Source organism: Roseivivax sediminis (assembly GCF_900112685.1).
Lineage (GTDB): Bacteria > Pseudomonadota > Alphaproteobacteria > Rhodobacterales > Rhodobacteraceae > Roseivivax > Roseivivax sediminis.
Genome location: NZ_FOMS01000008.1, coordinates 15,682 through 34,301, shown reverse-complemented (window position 1 = coordinate 34,301; position 18,620 = coordinate 15,682). Strand labels below are relative to the sequence as shown.

At 67.7% G+C, this 18,620-nt stretch carries 18 protein-coding genes; 12 read left to right on the top strand and 6 right to left on the bottom strand.

Annotation, left to right across the window (positions count from 1 at the left end):
* Nucleotides 1-3 precede the first annotated feature (3 nt).
* Nucleotides 4-396: a RidA family protein gene (locus F3H57_RS13215; protein WP_394349836.1), complete on the top strand. Its 393-nt coding sequence runs from the start codon at nucleotides 4-6 to the stop codon at nucleotides 394-396.
* A gap of 333 nt (nucleotides 397-729) precedes the next feature.
* Here the strand turns inward: F3H57_RS13215 and F3H57_RS13210 are convergent, their stop codons facing one another.
* From F3H57_RS13210 to F3H57_RS13195, 4 genes are read right to left on the bottom strand one after another with little or no spacing between them, the layout of a single operon-like run.
* Nucleotides 730-1,212 (bottom strand): MarR family winged helix-turn-helix transcriptional regulator, encoded by a 483-nt coding sequence (locus tag F3H57_RS13210; RefSeq protein WP_149756392.1) that lies wholly within the window; start codon nucleotides 1,210-1,212, stop codon nucleotides 730-732.
* Between the two features lie 5 nt (nucleotides 1,213-1,217).
* Nucleotides 1,218-2,504 (bottom strand): TRAP transporter large permease, encoded by a 1,287-nt coding sequence (locus F3H57_RS13205; protein ID WP_149756391.1) that lies wholly within the window; start codon nucleotides 2,502-2,504, stop codon nucleotides 1,218-1,220.
* Between the two features lies 1 nt (nucleotide 2,505).
* Nucleotides 2,506-3,024, bottom strand: coding sequence for a TRAP transporter small permease (locus tag F3H57_RS13200; RefSeq protein ID WP_149756390.1), 519 nt, complete (start codon nucleotides 3,022-3,024; stop codon nucleotides 2,506-2,508).
* Nucleotides 3,021-4,046 (bottom strand): TRAP transporter substrate-binding protein, encoded by a 1,026-nt coding sequence (locus F3H57_RS13195; RefSeq protein ID WP_149756389.1) that lies wholly within the window; start codon nucleotides 4,044-4,046, stop codon nucleotides 3,021-3,023. Before F3H57_RS13195 ends, F3H57_RS13200 begins: the two co-directional genes overlap by 4 nt.
* 174 nt (nucleotides 4,047-4,220) lie before the next feature.
* Between F3H57_RS13195 and F3H57_RS13190 the strand changes: the two genes are divergently transcribed.
* The 8 genes from F3H57_RS13190 to F3H57_RS13155 are packed head-to-tail and all read left to right on the top strand — an operon-like array spanning nucleotide 4,221 to nucleotide 12,581.
* Nucleotides 4,221-5,177 carry a PDR/VanB family oxidoreductase gene (locus tag F3H57_RS13190; RefSeq protein WP_149756388.1) on the top strand — a complete coding sequence of 319 codons (957 nt, stop codon included), beginning with the start codon at nucleotides 4,221-4,223 and terminating at the stop codon, nucleotides 5,175-5,177.
* Nucleotides 5,178-5,195: 18 nt separating this feature from the next.
* Nucleotides 5,196-6,548 (top strand): aromatic ring-hydroxylating dioxygenase subunit alpha, encoded by a 1,353-nt coding sequence (locus tag F3H57_RS13185; protein ID WP_149756387.1) that lies wholly within the window; start codon nucleotides 5,196-5,198, stop codon nucleotides 6,546-6,548.
* The gene (locus F3H57_RS13180; RefSeq protein ID WP_149756386.1) at nucleotides 6,545-7,048 is read left to right on the top strand and encodes an aromatic-ring-hydroxylating dioxygenase subunit beta; all 504 of its coding nucleotides are present in this window, start codon (nucleotides 6,545-6,547) and stop codon (nucleotides 7,046-7,048) included. Before F3H57_RS13185 ends, F3H57_RS13180 begins: the two co-directional genes overlap by 4 nt.
* 5 nt (nucleotides 7,049-7,053) lie before the next feature.
* Entirely contained in the window at nucleotides 7,054-8,670 is a 1,617-nt protein-coding gene (locus F3H57_RS13175) for an AMP-binding protein (RefSeq protein WP_188129683.1), read from the top strand.
* Nucleotides 8,667-9,836 (top strand): thiolase family protein, encoded by a 1,170-nt coding sequence (locus F3H57_RS13170; RefSeq protein ID WP_149756384.1) that lies wholly within the window; start codon nucleotides 8,667-8,669, stop codon nucleotides 9,834-9,836. The genes F3H57_RS13175 and F3H57_RS13170 overlap by 4 nt, the downstream gene beginning before the upstream one ends.
* Nucleotides 9,833-11,083 (top strand): SDR family oxidoreductase, encoded by a 1,251-nt coding sequence (locus tag F3H57_RS13165; protein WP_149756383.1) that lies wholly within the window; start codon nucleotides 9,833-9,835, stop codon nucleotides 11,081-11,083. The genes F3H57_RS13170 and F3H57_RS13165 overlap by 4 nt, the downstream gene beginning before the upstream one ends.
* Nucleotides 11,080-11,862: a cyclase family protein gene (locus F3H57_RS13160; protein WP_149756382.1), complete on the top strand. Its 783-nt coding sequence runs from the start codon at nucleotides 11,080-11,082 to the stop codon at nucleotides 11,860-11,862. Before F3H57_RS13165 ends, F3H57_RS13160 begins: the two co-directional genes overlap by 4 nt.
* Entirely contained in the window at nucleotides 11,859-12,581 is a 723-nt protein-coding gene (locus F3H57_RS13155; protein WP_149756381.1) for an SDR family NAD(P)-dependent oxidoreductase, read from the top strand. Before F3H57_RS13160 ends, F3H57_RS13155 begins: the two co-directional genes overlap by 4 nt.
* A gap of 320 nt (nucleotides 12,582-12,901) precedes the next feature.
* Here F3H57_RS13155 and F3H57_RS13150 read toward each other — a convergent pair whose 3' ends face one another.
* A complete protein-coding gene (locus F3H57_RS13150; RefSeq protein WP_149756380.1) occupies nucleotides 12,902-14,887 on the bottom strand; it encodes a copper amine oxidase in 1,986 nt (661 codons plus the stop codon).
* A gap of 119 nt (nucleotides 14,888-15,006) precedes the next feature.
* Complete coding sequence (locus F3H57_RS13145; RefSeq protein WP_149756379.1) at nucleotides 15,007-15,873, bottom strand: MurR/RpiR family transcriptional regulator; 867 nt, start codon at nucleotides 15,871-15,873, stop codon at nucleotides 15,007-15,009.
* Nucleotides 15,874-15,991: 118 nt separating this feature from the next.
* Here F3H57_RS13145 and F3H57_RS13140 point away from each other — a divergent pair, with 118 nt between their 5' ends.
* Genes F3H57_RS13140 through F3H57_RS13130 form a run of 3 tightly spaced genes read left to right on the top strand, consistent with a single transcriptional unit; the run spans nucleotide 15,992 to nucleotide 18,619 of the window.
* Nucleotides 15,992-16,759, top strand: a complete 768-nt coding sequence (locus F3H57_RS13140; protein WP_149756378.1) for an N-formylglutamate amidohydrolase — start codon at nucleotides 15,992-15,994, stop codon at nucleotides 16,757-16,759.
* Nucleotides 16,756-17,301 (top strand): TRAP transporter small permease subunit, encoded by a 546-nt coding sequence (locus F3H57_RS13135; protein WP_394349834.1) that lies wholly within the window; start codon nucleotides 16,756-16,758, stop codon nucleotides 17,299-17,301. Before F3H57_RS13140 ends, F3H57_RS13135 begins: the two co-directional genes overlap by 4 nt.
* Nucleotides 17,291-18,619 (top strand): TRAP transporter large permease, encoded by a 1,329-nt coding sequence (locus F3H57_RS13130; RefSeq protein WP_149756377.1) that lies wholly within the window; start codon nucleotides 17,291-17,293, stop codon nucleotides 18,617-18,619. Before F3H57_RS13135 ends, F3H57_RS13130 begins: the two co-directional genes overlap by 11 nt.
* Nucleotide 18,620 lies beyond the last annotated feature (1 nt).

Genomic DNA, 18,620 nt, shown 5'->3' with positions numbered 1-18,620 from the left:
ACGATGACCATTCAACCCGAGGGCTGGACCCCGGCGAAGGGCTACGCGAACGGCGTCGTGGCCGAGGGCCGCGTTCTGTTCGTCGGCGGGCAGATCGGCTGGACCGCCGAGCAGGTGTTCGAGACGCACGACTTCATCGGCCAGATGAGCCAGGCGCTCAGGAACATCGCCGATGTCGTGCGCGCCGCCGGCGGCGAGGTGACCGACATCACCCGACTGACCTGGTACGTGACCGACAAGAAAGAGTACCTCGCCCGCCAGAAGGAGATCGGAAAGGCCTACCGCGAGGTGATGGGCTACCATTTCCCTGCGATGACCATGGTCGTGGTCACCGCGCTGGTCGAGGACGACGCGCAACTGGAGATCGAGGCGACCGCGGTGCTGCCGCAGTCGTGACCGGCGCGGGGTGGGCAGATTGCCCACCCTGCGAAGGGCGGGGCGCGTGTCGCCGGCACACGGCGGGCCGAGGGGGAGCAAAGCTCTGCCCGCCCGAACAGCACCGCAGGGGCCGGGCGTGCGCCGGACCGGCCCTCCGGTCTGGCGCGATGTCATCCTCTTGCAGCGCTCATATTGCAGAGGGGCGTGGCGCGGATAAAGCGCTGACCTTGGACGCTGCAGCGCCAGACCCCGGTCCGGCGCGCGCCCGGCCCCTTCGGTGGCTCTGTGTGCAATTCGCGCCCGTGGCCGGCGACCGGCGCGAAAAGCGGGCGCCATTTCCGGGCGGCACCCCTACTCCCCGTCCACCAGTTCCGCGTGCACCCGCTTCAGCAGGCGCTTCAAGGTCTCGCCGCTCGCGCCCGGCAGGCGGGCGATGAGAGCCGCCTCGTGCGCGCGCGCCTTCTCGATCATGTTTGCGGCCACGGCGGCACCGCGCTCCGTCAGGAACACCCGGACGCGGCGTCGGTCCTCGGCGTCGCTGCGACGTTCGACGAGCCCGGACGTGTGCATCTGGTCGATGATCCGGGTCAGGCGCGATTGCTCCATCAGCGCAAGCTCTGCCAGCCGCGTGGTCATCTGGCCGTCCTCGTCGTGGAGGCACGCCAGCACGCGCCATTCCCGCACCCGAAGCCCCTCGGCCCGCACCACGGCGTGAAATTCCGCGCTCGCCGCCGCGCTGGTGGAGGCGAGCAGGAATAGCAGGTAGTCGGCCACGAAGGGGGCGTCGCCGTCGCCCCCCTCGTTCAGATCACCCTGGCGCGGTTCCGTGCCCATGACGCTCACATCGAGTTCGGGATGAAGAGGACAAGCCCCGGCACCGCGATCAGCAACAGCAGCCGGCCGACATCGACGATGACGAAGGGCAGGACGCCCGCGAACACCCGCTCCAGCGGGATGTCCGGCGCGACGAGCCGCATGACGAAGACGTTCATGCCGATGGGCGGGGTGATGTAGCTCAGCTCCGTCGCGACGACGACGAAGACGCCGAACCAGATCAGGTCGATCCCCATGCCCTGCACGATGGGATAGAGCACCGGCACCGTCAGCAGGATCATCGACAGGCTCTCCAGCAGGCAGCCGAGGATCAGGAACAGCACGATCAGCATCAGGATCAGCTCGATCCGCCCGACGCCGAGCCCGTTGATCCATCCGCGCAGGTCGGTCGTCAGCCCCGCGAGGTTCACGTAGTTCAGGAAATAGAGCGCGCCGAACAGGATGAAGAACATCACTGCCGTTGTCTTGGCGGTGTCGAAGAGCGTCGCCAGCGTCTCGCGCAGGCCCAGCTTTCCACGCAGCGCGGTGATCAGGATCGACCCGCCGGCGCCCATGCCCGCGGCCTCCGTCGCGGTGAAGACGCCGAGGTAGATGCCCCCCAGCACGAAGACGAACAGGACCAGCGCCCCGGCGACGCCGCGCGTGGCGCGCAGCCGTTCGGCAAGGGGCAGCTTGTCGATCCGGCCGTGATCTTCGGCCCGCATCCAAAGCGACAGGCGCACCGCGCCCATGTAGAACAGGATGCCGATGAGCCCGGGCACGAGCCCGGCGAGGAACAGCTTGCCGATGTCCTGTTGCGTCAGGATGCCGTAGATCACCAGGATCACCGAGGGCGGGATCAGGATGCCGAGCGTGCCGCCGGCGGCGACCGATGCCGCTGCGAGGCTGTCGGAATAGCCGTAGCGCTTCATCGCCGGCAGGGAAATCCGCCCCATCGTCGCGGTGGTGGCGAGCGACGATCCGCAGACCGAAGAGAAGCCGCCGCAGGCGACGATGGTGGCCATCGCCAGCCCGCCCTTGCGGTGGCGCAGCCAGGCATTCGCGGCGTCGTAAAGCTCGGACGCGATGCCCGATTGCACGATGAAGTTGCCCATGAGCAGGAACAGCGGCACCACCGACAGCGTGTAGCTGCGGCCGCTGTCGAAATAGACCTGCCCCAGCATGGCGAATGCGGGATCGAGGCCGATGATCGAGATCACGCCGACAAGGCCGATGGCCGAGAGCGCGAAGGCGATCGGCACGCCCGCGAAGATGAGCCCGAGCAGAAGCGCGAGGCCGATGGGCCAGTCCATGTCAGATCTCCTCGGAGCGGCCCTTGGGCAGGCGCAGGACCGCCAGCGTCGCGACGATCAGCGCGGAGACGGCGCAGAGCACGCTGGCCGCCTGCGCTGCCGGCTGAAGCGGGATGCGCAGATAGGTGGTGGTGGAGCCGTAGCTGCCGATGCGGGCGCCGTGCTCCCACATCTGCCAGGCGACGATGGCGAGCATGACCGCGACGACGAGGCGAGACAGGAAAGTCTGCACGCCCTCGGCCCGGCCTTTCAGGCGCGTAGTGAACAGATCGACGGTGATGTGCCCGTCGTCGAGGCAGATCGCCGGCAGGCCGGCGAAGACGATGGCCATGACCAGAAGCTCGGTCAGCTCCGTCGCGCCGGGCAGGGGGCTGGAGAAGAAGTAGCGCCCCAGCACGTCGACCAGCGTGATCGCGGTCAGCGTCAGCAGCAGCACGCCGGTCAGGACTGCCGTGATGCGCCGGAAGGCGGATCGCAGGGCGCCGGCGCGGCGCCCTGTGGTGGTTTGAGGTGCGCTCATTCCGACGCGACCTTCTCGGCCTCCGAGGTCAGCATCTCGAGCGCGGCGTCGAAATCCACGCCCTTCGCCTCGAACTTGGCGCGCACCTCTTCGTAAAGCGGCTCGGACCAGGCCTCGATCTGCGCGCGCTCTTCCTCGGTGGCGTCGTGGAATTCGACGCTGCCTTCCATCGCCTCGAGGCCCGCTTCGTCGGCGTTGTCCCAGGCCTGGCCGGCCATGCGGGCCAGTGCTTCGCCCGAGACCTCATCGATGGCAGCCTGGTCCTCTTCGGAGAGGCTCTCCCACTTCGCCTGGTTCATCACCATGAAGAACGACGTGTTGTAGAGCCCGCCGTCCACCCGCAGCGCCTTGGTCAGCAGCTCGTCGAGGTTGAAGAAGGTGACCGACTCGTAGGGGAAGTAGATCGCGTCGGCGACGCCGCCCGACAGCACCTCGTAGGTCTGGGTCGACGGCGATTGCAGCGGCACCATGCCCATCTGTTCGGCCAGTTGCGACGGCAGCGGGCCACCCACGCGGATCTTCAGCCCCTCGACCGTGTCGAGCGGCGTGACGTCGGCGCCGGTGGTGAACAGGTGCCCGGGCCCGTGGGTCCAGACCGACAGGACCTTCACCCCCTGGTGTTCGCCCGCCTCGGCCAGCATCTCCTCGTGGACGCGCTGGTAGGCGACCGACAGCGCGGTCGAGGACGGCGTGATCAGCGGCAGCTCGGCGATGTCCGTCAGGCCGAACCGTCCGGGCGTGTAGCCGTGCGGCGCATAGGTGACATCCGCCGCGCCGGTCGCGGCGAGGTCGAAATGCGCCGGCGGCGGGCCGAGCGCTGCATCGAGGATCTCCACCGTCACGCGGCCCTCGGTCGCCTCTTCGACGTCTTCGGCCCAGGGCACGACGATGTCCTTCACGATCGGATGCGACGGCGGCAGCCAGTTCGACAGCCGCAGCGTCGTCTCCTGCGCCGAGACCGAAACGGAGGCCGCTGCGAGCGCGACCGCGCTTGCAGTCAGTGTTCGTGCGATCCTGTTCATTGGTGACACTCCCTGTGATGGATCTGGCGCCGAGGGTAAGCGCCGATTTCGGCTCATGACAAACGAAAAACATGAAAACGCATTTTTTTGGGCTTGAAGCTTGACGCAACGGCGCAGGATCTTTCATGCTTGAAGCATCGAAAGGCATTTGCGCCTGCATCCAAAGGGGGTGGCATGACGGCACTGGATCTCAAGGTGACCGAAATCGCCGAGGCGGCGGAGCTGATTCGGGCCGTGACGCTGGAGGCGCCGGACGGATCGCCGCTGCCTGCCTACGATCCGGGCGCCCATGTCGACGTGCACCTGCCCGACGGTACCACGCGGTCCTACAGCCTGATCGACTGGGACGGCGGGGCGGCGGCGCCGGCCGCCTACCGCTTCGGCATCCGGCTGGAGGCCGAGAGCACCGGCGGGTCGCGCTACATGCACGGGCTGAGCGAGGGCGACACCGTCGCCGTCGAGGGGCCGTCGAACGATTTCCCGCTGGCCGGGGGCGACGCGCCCTCCGTTCTGATCGCCGGCGGCATCGGGATCACCCCGATCGTGTCGATGGCGACCGCGCTCAAGGCGCGCGGCGCGCCCTACGCGCTGCATTACGCCGTGCGGTCCGAGGCGGCCGCGGCCTTCGCGGACCGGCTGGCCGAGGCGCATGGCGACGCGCTGAGTATGCATCACGACGACCGCGCGGGCGGGCCGCTGGACGTGGCCGGCATCGTGAAGGCGGCCGATCCCTCGGCGCATGTCTATGTCTGCGGACCCAAGGCGATGATCAAGGCGGTGAAGGCCGCGGCCGAGGCCGAGGGCTATCCCGCCGAACAGATCCATTTCGAGCTTTTCGACGCCCCGGCGGACCAGGACGGCGACACGGCCTTCGAGGTGGAGCTTGCCTCCTCCGGCGAAGTCTACACGATCCCGCCGGGCCGCACGATCATCGAGGTGCTCGAAGAGGCGGGCGAGGATCTCATCTACGACTGTCAGCGCGGCGATTGCGGCATCTGCCAGACCGACGTGCTGGAGGGCGAGCCGGACCATCGCGATGTGGTGCTGTCGTCCGAAGAACGCGCCTCGAACAAGGTCATGCAGATCTGTGTCAGCCGGGCGAAATCCGCCCGCCTGAAACTCGACCTCTGAGAAGGGAGGACCAAGGACATGCCCCAGGCCAAGTATCAGACCCGCGCCGACGTCGAGGCGCTGGTGACGCCCTACCAGGTGCACCGCGACATCTACACCTCGCCGGAGGTCTACCGGCTCGAGATGAAGCACCTTTTCGCCAATACTTGGGTCTTCGTCGGCCATGACAGCCAGGTCCCGAAGAAGGGCGATTACTACACCACGCAGATCGGCGATCAGCCGGTCATCATGGTGCGGCACTCTGATGGCGAGGTGAAGGTTCTCTACAACCGTTGCCCGCACAAGGGCACCAAGATCGCCATCGACCGCACCGGCAACACCGGCAAGTTCTTCCGCTGCCCCTATCACGCCTGGTCCTTCAAGACCGACGGCTGCCTTCTCGCGATCCCGCTGAAGAAGGGCTACGACGGCACCGGCCTTTCCGAGACCGAGAGCGCCCGGGGCATGAAGGCGGTGGGCGACGTCCACAATTATCGCGGCTTCATCTTCGCGCGGCTGGCCGAAGAGGGGATCTCCTTCGAGGAATATTTCGGGGATTCGCTGTCGTCCTTCGACAACATGGTCGACCGCTCGCCGGCCGGGCGGCTCGAGGTCGTGGGCCAGCCCCTGCGCTACATGCACCGCTGCAACTGGAAGATGCTGGTCGAGAACCAGACCGACACCTGCCACCCGATGGTCGCGCATGAAAGCAGCGCCGGGACGGCGGTGAAGATCTGGGAAGAGATGGACATGCCGAAGGACGCGCCGAAGCCCCCGGCGATGCAGATCATCGCGCCGTTCATGAGCCCTTACGAGTTCTTCGAGGAAATGGGCATCCGCACCTGGCCGAACGGGCACGGACACACCGGCGTGCACACTTCGATCCACGCCGATTATTCCGAGATCCCCGGCTACGAAGAGGCGATGAAAGAAGCCTATGGCGAGGAACGCGCCAAGGAGATCCTGGGCGAGAACCGGCACAACACGGTCTATTTCCCCAACATCATGATCAAGGGGCCGATCCAGCAGCTCCGCAACTTCATCCCGCTGGGGCCGGACAAGACGCTGGTGGAAAGCTGGATCTACCGTCTGGTCGACGCGCCCGACGAGCTGGTCGCGCGCACCGCGATGTACAACCGGATGATCAACGCGCCGACCTCAATCGTCGGGCACGACGATCTTGAGATGTACGAACGCGCGCAGGAGGGCCTGATGGCCGACGGGCTGGAATGGGTGAACGTCCAGCGGCTCTACCAGGACGACGAGGATTTCGACGCCGAAGCGGTGGAGAACGGCACGACGGAGCGGCAGATGCGCAACCAGTTCAATGCCTGGGTGAAGTTCATGACCGCCTCGATGCCCGAGGCCGAAGTGCTGGAGGCCGCGGAATGACCACGCTCGACGTCAAGAACCGCGACGTGACCCGCGAGGACCTGATCGACTTCGTCTACGACGAGGTCCGGATGCTCGATTTCGGCCATTACGACGACTGGCTGAACCTGTGGACGAAGGACGGCATGTACTGGATGCCGCTCGACTATCAGCAGGAGGATCCGATCCACGAGACCTCGCTGATGTGGGAGGACCAGTTCATGCTGCGCCTCCGGATCGAGCGTCTGGCCGGGGCGCGGACCTTTTCGCAGAAGCCCAAGACGCGGTGCCATCACGTCATCCAGCGACCCTATGTCGACAGGATCGACAACGAGGCGGGCGAATATCTGGTGACGACGCAGATGCACTACGTGGAGACGCGGCTCGACGAGCAGATCCTGCTCGCGCTGACCGCGACGCACGACCTTGTGCGCGATGCCGACCGGCTGCTGATCCGGCAGAAACGGGTCGACATCCTCAATTGCGACGCCGCCTTCGGCAACATCCAGCTTCTGCCATGAGGCCGATGGAAGCGGAGACGGTCGCCGAGGCCTTCGCGGCGGCGGCGGGCCTCTGGCCCGAGCGGCCGGTGCTGAACGTTCTGGCCGAGACGGCGGACATCTACGGGATCGCGGCGGGAGAGATCACCTATGACGCTGCGCAGGCGCGGGTCCTCGCGCTGCGAGAGGCGTTCGCGGCTTCGGGCTACGCGCCCGGCCAGCGGGTCATGCTGCTGCTCGAGAACCGGCCGGATTTCTTCCTCTACTGGATCGCACTCAACGGGCTGGGCCTGTCGGTGGTGCCGGTGAACCCCGACCTGCGCGCGGCAGAGCTGGAATACATGGCCGGCCACGCCGAGCCCGCGCTGGTCGTCGCGATCCCCGCGCGCTGCGAGGAACTGCGCGCGGCCGGGCAGGCGGCGGGCCTCGACCTGCCGGTCTGCGCGCCGGGCGAGGACGTGCCGGCGCCGCGCGGCGGGCCGGTTTTCGACGCCGATGTCGCGCCCGAGGCGCGCGAGGCGGCGATGCTCTATACCTCCGGCACCACGGGCCAGCCCAAGGGCTGCGTTCTCTCCAACACCTATTTCCTCGAGGCCGGGCGCTGGTACGCCGGCGCGGGCGGCGTCTGCACGCTGACCGAGGACGGTGAACGGATGCTGACGCCGCTGCCGATCTTCCACATGAACGCGATGGCCTATTCCTTCATGGCGATGGTCGCCGTGGGCGGCTGCCTGACCGCGCTCGACCGGTTCCACCCGCGCACGTGGTGGGCCTCCGTGAAGGAGAGTGGCGCCACCTGCCTGCACTACCTCGGCGTGATGCCGTCGATGCTGATGGGCGCGCCGGAGGATCCCGCTGACCGCGCCCATTCGGTGCGTTTCGGCTTCGGCGCGGGGGTCGATCCCAAGCTGCACGGCCCGTTCGAGACGCGCTTCGGCTTCCCGCTGATGGAGGCCTGGGCGATGACCGAAACCGGCGCCGGCGCTGTGGTGGCCGCAAATCACGAACCGCGCCGCGTGGGCGAGGCGTGCTTCGGCCGACCGGGGCCGGAACTGGAGGTGCGGCTCGTGGACGATGCCGGCGCCGACGTGGCCCCGAACACGCCCGGTGAACTCCTGGTGCGTCGTAAGGGCGACGACCCGCGCCGGGGCTTTTTCACCGAATACTGGAAGAACGCCGAAGAGACCGCGAAGGTCTGGGAGGGGGGCTGGTTCCACACCGGTGACGTCGTGCGGCAGGAGCCGTCCGGCGACATGGTCTTCGTCGACCGCAAGAAGAACGTGATCCGCCGCTCGGGCGAGAACATCGCCGCGGTGGAGGTGGAATCGGTGCTCATGCGCCATCCGGCGATCGAGGCGGCGGGCGTCGCGGCGGTTCCCGACGACGTGCGCGGCGACGAGGTCTTCGCCTGCCTCAAGGTCTCGGGCGAGGCCGGAGAGGCGCTGGCCCGCGATATCGTGGAGTGGGCGCTCGGCCAGATGGCCTATTACAAGGTGCCCGGCTACGTCGCCTTCGTAGGTGAGCTGCCGCTCACCGCGACCAACAAGATCCAGCGCGGGGTGCTCAAGACGCTGGCCGCCGATCTTCTGGCGGACGCGGGCACCATCGACACCCGCAAGATGAAGAAGCGTCAGGCCGCATGAGAACACCGCAATCCTATGACGGGGTGGTGATCGCCGCGCCCTTCTCCACGCCCTACACCCGCTATTCGACCGAGACCGCGCATCACTGGCTGGCGCGCGGGCTGAAAGGCGCTCTGGACGCCGCCGGGCTGCGCAAGGAGGACGTCGACGGGCTGTCGGTCGCGTCCTTCACGCTGTTCCCCGACACGCCGGTCGGGCTGACACAGCATCTCGGCTTCACGCCGCGCTGGCTCGACTCCATCCCGATGGGCGGCGCCTCGGGCGTGGTGGCCCTGCGCCGCGCGGCGCGGGCGGTGCAGGCGGGCGATGCCGACATCGTCGCCTGCGTCGCGGGCGACACCAACCAGATCGATTCGTTCCGCAAGCTTCTGTCGAGCTTCTCGCGCTTCGCGATGGATGCCGCGTACCCTTACGGCTACGGCGGGCCGAACGCGATGTTCGCCCTGCTGACCGACCGCTACATGACCGAGTACGGCGCGACGCGCGAGGATTTCGGCCGGATCTGCGTGGCGCAGCGCGACAACGCCCTGCGGTACCCCAACGCGGTGATGAAGAAGCCGCTGACGCTGGACGACTACCTTGCGGCGCGGCCCATCGCCGACCCCATCGCGCTCTTCGATTGCGTGATGCCCTGCGCCGGGGCGGAGGCGTTCCTTGTGATGACCGAAGACGAGGCTGCCAAGCGCGGTCTTCCGGCGGCGCGCATCTCCTCGACCATCGAGCGGCACAATGCCTTCCCGGACGATCCCATGCAGCTCCGCGGCGGGTGGGAGATGGACCGCGACACGCTGTGGTCCTGCGCGGGCTGCGGCCCCGAGGACATGGACCTCGTCCAGACCTATGACGACTACCCGGTGATCTCCATGCTGCAATTCGAGGACCTCGGTTTCTGCGACAAGGGCGCCGCGCCGGAGTACCTGCGGAACAAGGACCTGACCGTCACGGGCGATCTGCCGCACAACACCTCTGGCGGGCAGCTTTCGGCCGGGCAGGCGGGCGCGGGCGGCGGCTTCATCGGGCTGGTGGAGGCGATCCGGCAGGTGACGCAGACCGCCGGGCCGACGCAGGTCGCGGAGGCGCGGAAGGCGCTCGTCTCGGGCTTCGGGATGATCAATTACGACCGCGGGCTGTGCTCCGGCGCCGCGGTGATCGAGGGGGCGGCATGACCGATCCGATCGCGCCCCCGCCGAAGAAGAACCCGCAGAAACCGCAGGCGGTGCCGCTGTCGCCGCCGGCCGCGCGGTCGCGCGCGGCACTCGGCCTGAGTGCGGCGGCGGCCGAGGCGCGCTTTGCCCTCCAGCATTGCGCGGAATGCGGCGCGGTCCAGTATCCGCCGCGCGATGCCTGCCACGGGTGCCTGTCGACCGATCTGCGCTGGCGCGACACCGATCCCGCCGGCACCCTGATCGCGGAGACGACGGTGCGCACCTCGCCCAACCTCTACTTCCGCCGTGCGGCGCCGTGGCGCACGGGGACGGTGCGGCTCGACGTCGGCGTGTCGGTCGTCGCGCATGTTCACGGCGATTGCGAGAAGGGCGGGCGCGTGCGGCTCATCAACCGGCTGGACCGGGCCGGGCAGGGGGTGCTGATGGCGCTGCCCGAGGGGGAGACACCGAACATGGCCGACGATCCCGAGCTGCGGGAGCTGACCTGCGATCCGAAGCACCGCCGCGTCCTGCTCACCGACGCGCGGCAGGCGAACGCCCCGGCGCTGGCCAAGGCGCTGCTGGATGCGGGCGCGAGCGTGGTGTTCGTGGGCGAGGCCGAAACCTGGCGGCCCTATCCGCAGCGCGAGACGCTGGCCGCGATGGAGGGTGTGCAGCTTCTGCCGCTCGACGTCACCGACACGTCCTCGGTCGTGGAACTGGCCGGAGAGATCGGCGGCAAGGTGGACATCCTCGTCAACAACGCGCGCTTCGTGCGCCCGGGCGGCATCCTGTCCCGCGGCGACGTCGGCTTCGCGCAGCGCGAGATGGACGTGAACGCCTTTGGCCTCATGCGGCTTGCGCAGGCCTTCGGGCCGGGCATGCGGGCCCGCGGCGCGGACGGCGTCAACAACGCGGTGGCCTGGGTCAACATCCTGTCGGTGCACGCGCTGGCGAGCGATCCGGCCTATGGCGGCTTCAACGCCAGCCAGGCGGCGGCGCTCTCGGCGGCGCAGACGCTGCGGGCGGAGCTGAGGCCGGGCGGCGTGCGGGTCGCGACGCTGTTTGTCGGCCCGACGGAGGACGACTGGCACCAGGACGTGCCGCCGCCCAAGGTGCTGCCGAAGGCGCTGGCGCGCTCGCTGGTCCAGGGCCTCCGCGACGGGACGGAGGAGATCTGGTGCGGCGACGTCGCGCAGGACCTGCGCGACCGGCTGCGGCAGGATCCGAAGGTTGTGGAACGGCAAGTGTCGGAGGGCGGGGCATGAGCGTCTTGGCGGATCTGGCCGGGGCGATGGCCTCGGGCGCGGTCGAGGTGGTGGACCTGACCCACACGCTCGACCCCGATTTCCCGGTGATCGTGCTGCCGCCCGAATTCGGGCAATGTGCGCGCTTCCGGATGGAGGAAATCTCGGCCTACGATCACCGCGGCCCGGCGTGGAAGTGGCACAACCTCCACATGTCCGAGCATACCGGCACGCATTTCGACGCGCCCTGCCACTGGATCTCGGGGCGTGACGTGGCGAATGGCGCGGTTGACGAGATCGACCCGGCGGCCTTCGTCGGGCCGGTCTGCGTCATCGACTGCTCGGCCGAGTCGGCGGAAGACGAGGATTACATCCTCACCCGCGCTCGCATCGAGGCGTGGGAGGCCGAGCATGGCGCCATCCCCGAAGGCGCCTGGGTGCTGATGCGCACCGACTGGTCGAAGCGGTCGGGGGCCAAATACCTCAACATGCGCGAGGACGGCGCGCATTCGCCGGGGCCCGACGCGGGCGCGGTGCTTTACCTCGTGGAAGAGCGCGGCATCCGCGGCTTCGGGACCGAGACGGTGGGCACGGACGCGGGCCAGGCCACGCATTTCGAGCCGCCCTATCCGGCGCATTATCACCTGCACGGCGCCGGGCGCTACGGGCTGCAATGCCTGTCCGGCCTCGATCGGCTGCCGGCGACCGGCGCGATGCTGCTGGCTGCGCCGCTCAAGATCCGCAACGGAACGGGAAGCCCGCTGCGCGTGCTGGCGCTGGTGGAGAAGGAAACGGCATGAGCTACACGGCGGTCATCACCGGGGGCAACAAGGGCATCGGACTCGACCTCGCCCTCGCGATGCTGGAGCGCGGCTACCGCGTGGTGTCGGTGGCGCGGCACGCGCCCGAGACGGCGGCGGACCGGATCGAGCATGTCGAATGCGATCTGCTGGACGCCGGGGCCGTGGCCGAGGCGGCGCGCGGCATCGCGGAGCGGCACGAGGTCACGCATCTGGTGCACAACGCAGGCGTCATCTGGCCGAACCTCGTGGAAGAGGCGAAACCGGAGGACATCACCGGGCTGGCGCAGCTTCACCTGGGGTCGGCGCTGACGCTGGTGCAGGCGTTCCTGCCGGCGATGAAGGCGCGCGGCTTCGGGCGGGTGATGTTCAACTCCTCCCGCGCCGCTTTGGGGGCGCCGACGCGCACCGCCTACGGTGCGTCGAAGGCCGGGATGCTCGGCATGGCGCGGACCTGGGCGCTGGAACTGGCGCCGCACGGGATCACCGTGAACGTGGTCGCGCCGGGGCCGATCCGGACGGACAATTTCTGGGGTATCGTGCCCAAGGGCTCCGACCAGGAAGAGGGCCTCGCGCAGCGCATCCCGGTGCGGCGGCTGGGCGAGACCGGGGACGTCACGCGGGCCTTCATGTTCTTCGCGGAGCCCGAGAACGGCTTCGTGACCGGCCAGACGCTGTATGTCTGTGGCGGGGCGAGCGTGGGGTCGGTGCCGATCTGAGAGGGCCGTTCGGTCGGTCGGTGCCGAGCGCAGCGCGCGCTGCGCCCGACCGATCCCTCGGCGCGGAGCAAAGGCCGAAGGCCGCCGCGCATCGCCGGGCCGCCCCCCGGCACGGCGATTTGGCGACGCTTGGCGCGAAGATCGGAGGTCATCCGGACATGGCTGCCATAAAGCGATTTGTTCGACGGGCAGGATCGCCGCACCGCGGCCCGACGATGCGCGGCTCACGCCATGGGTGGACCCGTTGAACGCTGGCGCCCCGTCGCAAAAACGCCCCCGCCAATGGGGCGGGGGCGATGCTATGTGCGCTATAGCTCGTTCTACTCTTGGTCCCCGCCCACAGCCGGGACGGTGATCGCCGGGTTGTGGTCGAAGAAGTTGAACGGCGCGAGCGTGATCCCCTTCCACATCAGCGGCATCACCGGCCAGTCCTCCATCCTCGGGATGTGGTGGAAGCCCATCGTGTACCAGGTCACGATGTCGGTGTCCGCGATGCTGTCGTCCGACTGCATCCAGGTCGCCAGAGTGTCCGACCCGTCGCTCTGGAAGGCATACTCGCCGCCCGCGTACCTCTCGTCCCGGTCATAGGGCGTCACGAACATCGTGTGCTCGATATAGGGATTGCGCATCGCCGGCGGATCGTTTTCCACGTCGAGCGGCGTGTAGGCCACCGAATTGCCGGGGTTGATCATGTAGCTCGGGTGATGCCCGAGCCCCGAGGTCACGCCCATGTTGCCCACGTGGTACATCGCCGGCGTGTCCGGGTTCACCTTGTACTTCGCCTCGCCCTCGGTCTGCGGCATCTCCTGCTCGGTCACCCACATCGACCGGCGCGGGATGTCGTCGGGCGCGGTGGCCGGCACGATCCCCGTGCGCATGAAGCTGTTGGCCTGCCCGTCGATGTCGAAATCCAGCCGGAAGTTGAAGAAGTGGTCGTGGTTCGGCGCAACGAGGTGCGGCGCGATCAGGGTGCCGTGCTGCGTGTCCGCTTCCGCGGTCTCGCTTTCCATGGAGGTCGCCGCGACACCCTTCACCGCGTCCAGCCCGGTGGAGCCCACCATGACCCGCATCCGCCCCGACTGGTCGAAGCGATAGTCGATCAGGTAGTCGTAGTTGCCGACCTCGGAGGCCGAGCGCACCACCAGTTCGGTCGCCGGGCGCCCCTCGGTCGGGGTGAAGGTGTCAGGGCCCTGCGCGAAGATCTCGAAATGCCGCCAGGCGGGATCGCCCACCTGCCGCTCGAACACGCAGATCGCGTCGGGGATCTCGAGCGGCGTGCCGTCGTCCGCATGAACGAGCGCCGGCAGGAAGGTGGCGTAGCTCGGGCAGTCGACCCCGGCGCGCAAGGGCGACAGGAAGATGCCGAAGCCGTATTCGCCGCTGTCCATGTAGGTGCGCCAGTACCAGCCCTCGGAGGGGTCCATGTAGGGTACGAAAACCTCCGACAGGTGCGCCTGGTAGAGCACCTCGCGGCCGTCCGCTTCGATCTGCGACAGCACCACGCCGGGGCGCTTGTCGATGCGCCAGCGCATCGACCACATGTCCCATTCGATCAGGCTGCCATCGACGGTCACGTTTCCGGAGCCCTCGGGCTGCGCCACTCCGGCGCGGGGGGTGTCCTCGCGCATCTCCATGTCGTCGCGGGCGGCGATCTCTTCGGCGGTGTAGCCCCAGGAATCCTCGGGCAGCGGTACCACTCCGGTGTCGATGACCTCGACCACCTCGTCGCCGCGCAGGTCGACCGTGGCATAGAGCCCCTCGATCGGCTTGGCATACCAGTTCGACCCTTCGGGCAGCACGTAGCAGGGCACCTTCATCAGCCGCCGGCCCTCCTCATCCGGATCGCCGAAGGCGCCGGCGGTGAGCGGCAGGCAGAACACGTCGTCGGGCGTCAGCCCGCGTTCCTCGAGCCCGGCGACGAAATCGGGATTCGACAGGGCAAGCTCCATCGCGCCGACGAATTCCTCGACCAGCAGCATCGGCTCGCCCTCCGCCTCGGCCCATTCGGTGACCGAGCCGTCCGCGATGTCGACGATGCCGCGATAGGTTGTGCCGTCCGCGGTGACGTTGACGATCGCCTCCCTCGGCACGGCGTCGCCCTCGGACCAGGTCAACACCTCGGATTTCTCGGGCTCGTAGAGCTCGATCAGGTGCCAGCGGCTGTCCTCGGTGATGTGACCGGCCCCGGCCAGCACTGCGCGGACGCTGTCGATCTCCTCGGCGGTCAGGCCATCGAGCGGGTGCGCCCCGGCGCCGGTCGCTGCGATCAGCGCGGCGGCGGCGGTGGACGTCGTGCGGAATCTCATGGTTGTAGTCCCCCTGTTGGGCTGCAGCTCTGTGAACGGGTGGCTGCCTGTCTGGGTCTATGCAATTTCATCAAACTCCGAGTCGCGGGCGCCGGTCAACCGCGGCCTGCGGTGCGCGCTCAGAGACTGCGGAAGATCCGCGATTCGCCGATCATGTTCTCCAGGGCGGTGATCCGCTCGGCGCTCGAATCCGACCGGCGGCTCTGGACCTCGGCGACCAGCGCCTCGATCAGCAGGTTCATCGCCAGCGTCGAATCCCAGCTCGACGGCACCTCGACCATCACCCGGAAGCAATGCGCGGCGTGCTTCTCGATGGGCGAGCCCCAGGTGTCGGTGAACAGCACGATATTGGCGCCCTGGTCGACGGCCAGCCCGGCGAGCTTCTCCAGCTCCTTCTCGTAGCGGCGGATGTCGAAGACGATCACCGTGGAGCGTTCGTCCATGTCGAGCAGCGATTGCGGCCAGACGCTGGGCGAGCTGTCGAGAAGAAAGACCTGCGGGCGGATGATCTGCAGGTGATTGAAGAAGTAATGCGCGTTCGAGCGGGTGATGCGCCCGCCCAGAAGGTGCAGCCGGCGCTCGGGGTCCGAGAGCAGCTCCGCCACGCGGTCGAACTCCTCGAGGTCGAGCCGGTCGAGCGTGCGGTTGATGTTCTCGGACACCGCGCGCACGAAGCGCGAGACGATGTGGTCGGGTGGTTCCGCCCGCTCGGCCGCGTCGAGCTTGGCGAGCGGCTGTTTCATGCGCGCCGCCACCTCTTCGCGGATCGCGTCCTGAAGATCGGGGAAGCCCTCGAAGCCCAGTTTCCGGGCAAGACGCACGATGGTCGGCGTCGAGACCTCGGCGCTTTCCGCCAGCCTGGTGATGGATTGCAGGCCCATCACCAGTGAGTCGTTCAGCAGCACCGCGCTCAGCCGCCGTTCGGACGCGGTCAATTCATCCTGTTTTTCCCTCAGGAGGTCCCGGACCAGCGGCGTCCTGTCCAAGCGGCGTTCCTTTCTGTTCAGACCTGAATTCTGTGTATGAAAAATTTCAGAAGCAAGATTGACATGCAAGTGGCTGCTGTAGTGATGTCTACAATACTCGGGACAGTGGGCAAGCATCATGGGCGACAGCGCGTGGACAGCGGTGGAGATGGTGAACCGGTACGGCCGGTCGCCCTTCGTGCTGGTATGCGAACATGCCGCGCTGGCGATCCCCGAAGAGTTGGACGCGCTGGGCCTCGCGCCCGAGGCGCGGGACAGCCATGCCGCCTGGGATATCGGCGCACGCGACGTGGCGGTGGCGCTGGCCGAGGGACTCGATGCGCCGCTGGTCGCGGGTACGCTGTCGCGGCTCGTCTACGACTGCAATCGCCCGCCCGAGGCGCACGACGCGGTGCCCGCTCAGAGCGAGGTGATCGCGGTTCCTGGCAATCGCGACCTAGACGCAGCCGCGCGCGCGCAGCGCGTGGCGCTGGTGCACGATCCGTTCCATGCGGCGGTGGAGGAGGTCGCGGCCGGCCGCGCCGCGCTTGTCACCATCCATAGTTTCACGCCGGTCTATCACGGGCAGCACCGCGCGGTGGAGCTTGGGTTCCTGTGCCATCATGACGAAAGCTTCGCGCGCGCCGCGCTGGAGGTCGAAGCGCCGCGCGGACGGTACCGCGCCGCCCTGAACGAACCCTACGCGGCATCCGATGGTGTGACCTACACGCTACGGCGGCACGGCGACGATGCCGGCCGCCCGGCGGTGATGATCGAAATCCGCAACGACCTGATCGCCACGGCCGAGACCGCGCGCGCCATGGCCGCACATCTGCAGGAGACGCTGACGCGCGCGTGGGACGCGCTCGGGCAGGGGGCCGGTGGCGTAGACAGGGTGGCGGAATGATCGGCGCGCTCCGGGCTTATGTCGCGGTGGTGGACCGCTTCAACTACGTCCTCGGACGGGTGATCATGTTCGGGATCTTCGTGCTGATGGGGATCCTGCTGTTCTCGTCCGTCAACAAGACCTTCTTCACGCCGACGCTCTGGACGCTGGAAATGGCGCAGTTCGTGATGGTCGGCTACTACATCCTCGGCGGGCCCTACGCGATGCAGATGGGCGCCAATGTCCGGATGGACCTGTTCTACGGCGAGTTCAGCCCCCGCAAGAAGGCCTGGACGGATTGTTTCACGGTTCTGTTCCTGCTGGTCTACCTCGTGATCCTGCTCTGGGGCGGGATCGAGTCCACCATCTATTCCTTCCAGTACGGCGGAGAGCGCAGCCCCTCCGCCTGGCGCCCCTATCTCTGGCCGATCAAGGTGACGATGTGCATCGGTATCGCGCTCATGCTGCTGCAGGCGCTGAGCGAGCTGGCCAAGGACATCCTCTTCATCAAGACCGGCGAGCCGCTGCGCCACCAGAACCAGGAGCCCAGCGATGCCCTATGAGCTGATCGCGGCGCTCATGTTCTCCACGATGATGCTCATGCTCTTCACCGGGCAGCGGGTGTTCGGGGCCATCGGGTTCGTCGCCGTCGTGGCGGCGGTGTTCCTGTGGGGTGACCGGGGCGGCTACGACATCGGCTTCTCGGCGGCGATCAAGGTGATGCGGTGGTACCCGCTGCTGACGCTGCCGATGTTCATCTTCATGGGCTACGTGCTGTCGGAGTCCAAGATCGCCGACGACCTCTACAAGATGTTCCACGTCTGGATGGGCGGGCTGAACGGCGGTCTGGCCATCGGGACGATCGGGCTGATGGTGCTGATCTCGGCGATGAACGGCCTCAGCGTCGCGGGCATGGCGATCGGCGCGACCATCGCGCTGCCGGAGCTTCTGAAGCGCAATTACGACAAGCTGATGGTCACGGGGGTCATACAGGCGGGGTCCAGTCTGGGCATCCTCGTGCCGCCCTCCGTGGTGCTGGTCCTCTATGCGATGATCGCGCGGCAGCCTGTGGGGCAGCTCTGGCTGGCAGGCGCGATCCCGGGGCTGATGATGGCGGCGCTCTTCGTAATCTACATCGCCATCCGCTGCCGGATAACGCCGTCGCTGGGGCCGACGCTGCCGCCCGAGGAGCGGGCTCAATACACCCGGGCCGAGAAGCTCCGTCTGCTGAGCGCCGGACTCCTGCCGGTCGGCATCTTCGCGGTGATGATGGTGCCTTTCGTGAACGGCTGGACGAGCCTCGTCGAATCCTCCGCCATCGGCGCCATCGCCGCCTTCGTGGCCGCGATCCTGAAGCGCCGGATGACGTGGCGCGTGTTCGAAACCAGCGTGCGCCAGACGCTCGCCATCACCTGCATGTTCATGTGGATCATCCTCGCCGCGCTGGCCTTCGGGGCGGTGTTCGACGGGCTGGGTGCGGTGAAGGCGATCGAGGATCTGTTCACGACGCAATGGGGCCTGTCGCCCTGGGTCATCCTGATCCTGATGCAGCTGAGCTTCATCGTCATGGGTACGTTCCTCGACGATACCGCGATGCTGGTCATCGTCGCGCCGCTTTACGTGCCGCTGGTCGGAGAGCTGGGCTTCAACCTCGTGTGGTACGGCGTCCTTTACACCATCACCTGCCAGATCGCCTACATGACGCCGCCCTTCGGCTATAACCTGTTCCTGATGCGGGCGATGGCACCGCCCGAGATCACCATCCGAGACATCTACCGCTCCATCGTGCCGTTCGTGGGGGTGATGATCGTCGCGCTGGCGCTGGTGATGGTCTTTCCGCAGATCGCGCTGTGGCTGCCGGAGCTCGTCTATTCACGCTGAT